This window comes from Streptomyces sp. IBSNAI002 (assembly GCF_052244475.1).
Classification (GTDB): domain Bacteria; phylum Actinomycetota; class Actinomycetes; order Streptomycetales; family Streptomycetaceae; genus Streptomyces.
Genome location: NZ_JBQPXG010000002.1, coordinates 4,770,001 through 4,775,000, shown reverse-complemented (window position 1 = coordinate 4,775,000; position 5,000 = coordinate 4,770,001). Strand labels below are relative to the sequence as shown.

Annotated in this window: 4 protein-coding genes, 2 rRNA genes and 2 pseudogenes (2 of these 8 only partly in view); 2 read left to right on the top strand and 6 right to left on the bottom strand. The window is 63.0% G+C overall.

The annotated features are described in order from the left end of the window. Window positions 1-137 carry the 5' end (the start) of a hypothetical protein gene (locus ACTVZO_RS23145; RefSeq protein ID WP_443300206.1) on the bottom strand. Its footprint begins 424 nt before the window's first position, so only the first 137 of its 561 coding nucleotides appear in the window; its start codon is at window positions 135-137; the stop codon falls past the left edge of the window. Between the two features lie 215 nt (window positions 138-352). Between ACTVZO_RS23145 and ACTVZO_RS23140 the strand changes: the two are divergent. Together ACTVZO_RS23140 and ACTVZO_RS23135 are read left to right on the top strand one after the other, a co-directional pair. Next, a pseudogene (locus tag ACTVZO_RS23140) lies at window positions 353-544 on the top strand (transposase); the annotation flags it as partial. A 14-nt stretch (window positions 545-558) separates the two neighbouring features. After that, window positions 559-939: pseudogene (locus tag ACTVZO_RS23135) on the top strand (transposase); the annotation flags it as partial. Between the two features lie 444 nt (window positions 940-1,383). Here ACTVZO_RS23135 and ACTVZO_RS23130 read toward each other — a convergent pair. From ACTVZO_RS23130 to ACTVZO_RS23110, 5 genes are all read right to left on the bottom strand, one after another. Beyond that, window positions 1,384-1,851: a hypothetical protein gene (locus tag ACTVZO_RS23130; RefSeq protein ID WP_443300205.1), complete on the bottom strand. Its 468-nt coding sequence runs from the start codon at window positions 1,849-1,851 to the stop codon at window positions 1,384-1,386. Window positions 1,852-1,911: 60 nt separating this feature from the next. Then, entirely contained in the window at window positions 1,912-2,181 is a 270-nt protein-coding gene (locus ACTVZO_RS23125) for a hypothetical protein (protein WP_443300204.1), read from the bottom strand. A 17-nt stretch (window positions 2,182-2,198) separates the two neighbouring features. Beyond that, on the bottom strand, window positions 2,199-2,555 hold the full coding sequence (locus tag ACTVZO_RS23120; RefSeq protein WP_443300203.1) for a hypothetical protein: 357 nt from the start codon (window positions 2,553-2,555) through the stop codon (window positions 2,199-2,201). 110 nt (window positions 2,556-2,665) lie between these two features. Further along, window positions 2,666-2,782 (bottom strand): 5S ribosomal RNA (rrf, locus tag ACTVZO_RS23115). 76 nt (window positions 2,783-2,858) lie between these two features. Then, window positions 2,859-5,000, bottom strand: a 23S ribosomal RNA gene (locus tag ACTVZO_RS23110); it runs 982 nt beyond the window's last position.

The following is a 5,000-nucleotide window of genomic DNA, read 5'->3' as shown; positions in this document are numbered from 1 at the left end:
TGATGGGTCTCCTCCTGGCCGCGGACGAGCTCGATCTCCCGGAGCCTCGTGCGCTCCGAACCTCGCTGGGTGAGGAGCGACCCTCCCAGCGTGCCGGCGACACCCGCCACCGCGATGATCACTGCACTCAGGTCCACCGGACCACTCCCCCAGATCCCACACTTCACCCACCGCAGTCCGCTCCCACGGCCCGCCCTCACACCCCAAGTGTGCCTCCCAGAACCTGGGTTGACCGACCCACAGGGTGTTGCAGAAGGCTCGGTGTTGGGCATCTTTCCTGTATGGGCGGGGTGTTGCGGGCTGAGTCGGTGTGGGTGGAGACGTTCACGGGCTTGCGGATGGACCGGTTCGCGAAGAACGGCTGTGGATCGTGGACGGCACCCTCATCCCCGTCCGCGACCGCGACCGCACCATCGCAGCCTCCGCCCGCAACTACCGGTTCTCGGCGAACGTGCAGGTCATCATCGACGCCGACAGCAGCTTGATCATCGCCTCGGCCAGGCCGACGCCGGGAAACAAGGCCGACGCCCACGCCTGGCGCCAGTTGGCCAGTGGGCGGTGCTGGGGGCGTTGTTGCCGGTCGCGGTGCTGGGCAGGCCGTCGGTGTGTCGGCGGCGGTTGATCGACGGGATCCGCTGGCGGGTGCGGACTGGTGCCCCGTGGCGGGATCTGCCGCCCGAGTACGGTCCGTGGCAGACGGTCTACGGTCTCTTCCGTCGCTGGCAACGTGACGGTGTCTGGTCGGTGGTGTTGACCGGGTTGCAGGCTCGGACGGACGCGGCCGGGCTGATCACCTGGGAGGTGAACCTCGACTCGACGGTCTGCCGGGCCCATCAGCACGCGGCCTGTGCCCGACGGGACGGCCAAGACCGGAAGGAACCGCCGGGCGGCCGCCGGGCCGAACCCGACGATCACGGCTTGGGCCGTTCCCGCGGCGGCTGGACCACGAAGATCCACCTGGCCGGTCAACAAAGCCAGGAGCCGTTATCGCTGCTGGTCCCTCGCCTGGGGCTGGGCCGGCCACGGGTTCATGCTGATCGACGACCTCAACGGCTCGGACAACACCTTCGTCGTCATCCAGCCCGACGAAGACGACCCGGTCTGGTTCGCATCGGTCGCGGTCCTGGACGAAGGCGGCTACGAGGTCGCCCGCCACCTCACCGTCCCCCAGTGGCCACGCACCGAGCCGTTGCCGGTGATCACGCGACCTTCGGGCCGTGGAAGGGCGCCCACGACCGGATGCGGATGTGGACTGCCGGCAGCACCTGGGAGGGCGAGGGACTGCGCGGGACTTCATGGAGCGGGCGGACGTGATCGGCATGGTCAGGGTGGTGAGGGCGCCCCGGTCAACGGAGCGGAACGTGACCGGCTGGCCCGCTCCCCCTATGCCTGCTCCTCGTAGAGGTCGACCTCGGCCGGCTCTTGGGCGAGGACCGGTCCGAGGAGCGCCTCCATGGCGGTGAACCACTCGTCGAGGTCCTCGTCGGCATCGTGGAAGAACCAGGAGTCGAACCTCCCCAGCGCAACCAGGTCCGGCCCGGGCTCGTAGCGGAGTTCGCAGTGGACCTGCATGTAGTGGTCGTGTTCGCCGTCGTCGTCGTTGACGGCGAACTGCCGCGTGAGGTCCACAGAGAACAGCTGTCGCCCGCCGAAGGCGTACGTGCCGTACTGGAAGAGCAGCCCGTCGGAGTCGGGTTCGAGCCCTGTGTCGAAACGCTTCCGCCCGAAACGCATGAAGGCCTGCCACGCACCCCGAGTGGTCGGCGCGGTCGTCGTGCTCGCCGTCCGCCCGGCCGCCAGCTCGGTACGCAGGCAATCGACGGCATCCGCCGGCCGCGGTCTGTTGGGCATCTTGATTCTCCTCACTCCGTGGATCAAGACCCCAACTCCAGCGCTGCGCCGGCTCCGGGCTCAGAGGTTGACGCGCTTCAGATAGACGCGGCAGCGGTGCGGGATGGTCTGGTACCAGACCATCAGGTGCTCGTCCTCGTACGTACGCAGCCGCATCGGGTTGGGGTCCTCGTAGAGGCTGCCGTCCTTGGGGTCGATGGCCATCGACGCCAGGTCGACCAGGCCGTCCATGACCGCGCCGACGAGCTTCTGCTGATCCGCCGGCATGTCACCGAGCACCCACAGCGGGCTCGGGTCGCACTCCCAGGCCCAGCCGGTGTCGTTCTCCACGCCTTCGCCTCGCGGAGTCACTGGCCGATCTCGCGCTGGGCCTCGTCCAGGATGCGGCTGCTGGTCTCCATCGCGGCCCGGAACTCCTCTTCCGTGGCCGCCGGATCGCCCGCCACGCGCTCCGCTTCGTGCAACGCGGCCGCCCGCGCCGGCCAGCGGTGGATCGCCACGTGCGTGGCCCACTTGATCAGGAAGAACCGCAGCGGGTTGATGGCCCCGGTTTCGGCGGCCCGGTCGAACGCCTCGTTGCATTCCTTGTCGAGGGCGGCCAGGTTGGCCATGTCGATCCGGCGCACGGCGTCCCGCAGGGCTTCCCTTGTCATGGCCGGCTGAGGAATGAGCGGCCCGCCGTCTTCCAGCTGCTGTGCTGTCATCACGTCCTCCAGGGGAACGCGGCCAGGATACCCAGCCGAACCCGCCGATCCGGCCGTAAACGCAGAAAAGCCCCGCACCAGATACCTGGTGCGGGGCTTCCGCAATGATTGTTCGGCGGCGTCCTACTCTCCCACAGGGTCCCCCCTGCAGTACCATCGGCGCTGAAAGGCTTAGCTTCCGGGTTCGGAATGTAACCGGGCGTTTCCCTAACGCTATGACCACCGAAACACTATGAAATTTGAACGCTGGCATGAACACAGCTGTTCGTTATTTCAGAACTAACACAGTGGACGCGAGCAACTGAGGACAAGCCCTCGGCCTATTAGTACCAGTCAGCTTCACCCGTTACCGGGCTTCCACATCTGGCCTATCAACCCAGTCGTCTACTGGGAGCCTTACCCTCTCAAGGAGGTGGGAATACTCATCTTGAAGCAGGCTTCCCGCTTAGATGCTTTCAGCGGTTATCCCTCCCGAACGTAGCCAACCAGCCATGCCCTTGGCAGGACAACTGGCACACCAGAGGTTCGTCCGTCCCGGTCCTCTCGTACTAGGGACAGCCCTTCTCAATATTCCTACGCGCACAGCGGATAGGGACCGAACTGTCTCACGACGTTCTAAACCCAGCTCGCGTACCGCTTTAATGGGCGAACAGCCCAACCCTTGGGACCGACTCCAGCCCCAGGATGCGACGAGCCGACATCGAGGTGCCAAACCATCCCGTCGATATGGACTCTTGGGGAAGATCAGCCTGTTATCCCCGGGGTACCTTTTATCCGTTGAGCGACGGCGCTTCCACAAGCCACCGCCGGATCACTAGTCCCGACTTTCGTCCCTGCTCGACCCGTCGGTCTCACAGTCAAGCTCCCTTGTGCACTTACACTCAACACCTGATTGCCAACCAGGCTGAGGGAACCTTTGGGCGCCTCCGTTACCCTTTGGGAGGCAACCGCCCCAGTTAAACTACCCATCAGACACTGTCCCTGATCCGGATCACGGACCGAGGTTAGACATCCAGCACGACCAGAGTGGTATTTCAACGGCGACTCCACAACCACTGGCGTGGCTGCTTCAAAGTCTCCCACCTATCCTACACAAGCCGAACCGAACACCAATATCAAACTGTAGTAAAGGTCCCGGGGTCTTTCCGTCCTGCTGCGCGAAACGAGCATCTTTACTCGTAGTGCAATTTCACCGGGCCTATGGTTGAGACAGTCGAGAAGTCGTTACGCCATTCGTGCAGGTCGGAACTTACCCGACAAGGAATTTCGCTACCTTAGGATGGTTATAGTTACCACCGCCGTTTACTGGCGCTTAAGTTCTCAGCTTCGCACGCCCGAAAGCGCACTAACCGGTCCCCTTAACGTTCCAGCACCGGGCAGGCGTCAGTCCGTATACATCGCCTTACGGCTTCGCACGGACCTGTGTTTTTAGTAAACAGTCGCTTCTCGCTGGTCTCTGCGGCCACCCCCAGCTCACGGAGCAAGTCCGATCACCAGTGATGGCCCCCCTTCTCCCGAAGTTACGGGGGCATTTTGCCGAGTTCCTTAACCATAGTTCACCCGAACGCCTCGGTATTCTCTACCTGACCACCTGAGTCGGTTTAGGGTACGGGCCGCCATGAAACTCGCTAGAGGCTTTTCTCGACAGCATAGGATCATCCACTTCACCACAATCGGCTCGGCATCAGGTCTCAGCCTTATATGAGGGACGGATTTGCCTACCCCTCGGCCTACACCCTTACCCCGGGACAACCACCGCCCGGGCTGGACTACCTTCCTGCGTCACCCCATCGCTTACCTACTACAAGTCTGGTTCGTCGGCTCCACCACTTTCCTTTCCCCGAAGGGTCCGGAACGGCTTCACGGACTTAGCATCGCCTGATTCGATATTGGGCGTTTCAAAGCGGGTACCGGAATATCAACCGGTTGTCCATCGACTACGCCTGTCGGCCTCGCCTTAGGTCCCGACTTACCCTGGGCAGATCAGCTTGACCCAGGAACCCTTAGTCAATCGGCGCACACGTTTCTCACGTGTGTATCGCTACTCATGCCTGCATTCTCACTCGTGAACCGTCCACAACTAGCTTCCGCTGCTGCTTCACCCGGCACACGACGCTCCCCTACCCATCACAGCAGGCGTTGGCCCTATTGCTGCAATGACACGACTTCGGCGGTACGCTTGAGCCCCGCTACATTGTCGGCGCGGAATCACTTGACCAGTGAGCTATTACGCACTCTTTCAAGGGTGGCTGCTTCTAAGCCAACCTCCTGGTTGTCTCTGCGACTCCACATCCTTTCCCACTTAGCGTACGCTTAGGGGCCTTAGTCGATGCTCTGGGCTGTTTCCCTCTCGACCATGGAGCTTATCCCCCACAGTCTCACTGCCGTGCTCTCACTTACCGGCATTCGGAGTTTGGCTAAGGTCAGTAACCCGGTAGGGCCCAT

Excerpts from the sequence above, each read along its gene's own strand:
- ACTVZO_RS23130 (WP_443300205.1), bottom strand. The coding sequence starts at position 1,851 with ATGCCCAACAGACCGCGGCCGGCGGATGCCGTCGATTGCCTGCGTACC.
- ACTVZO_RS23120 (WP_443300203.1), bottom strand. The coding sequence starts at position 2,555 with ATGACAGCACAGCAGCTGGAAGACGGCGGGCCGCTCATTCCTCAGCCG.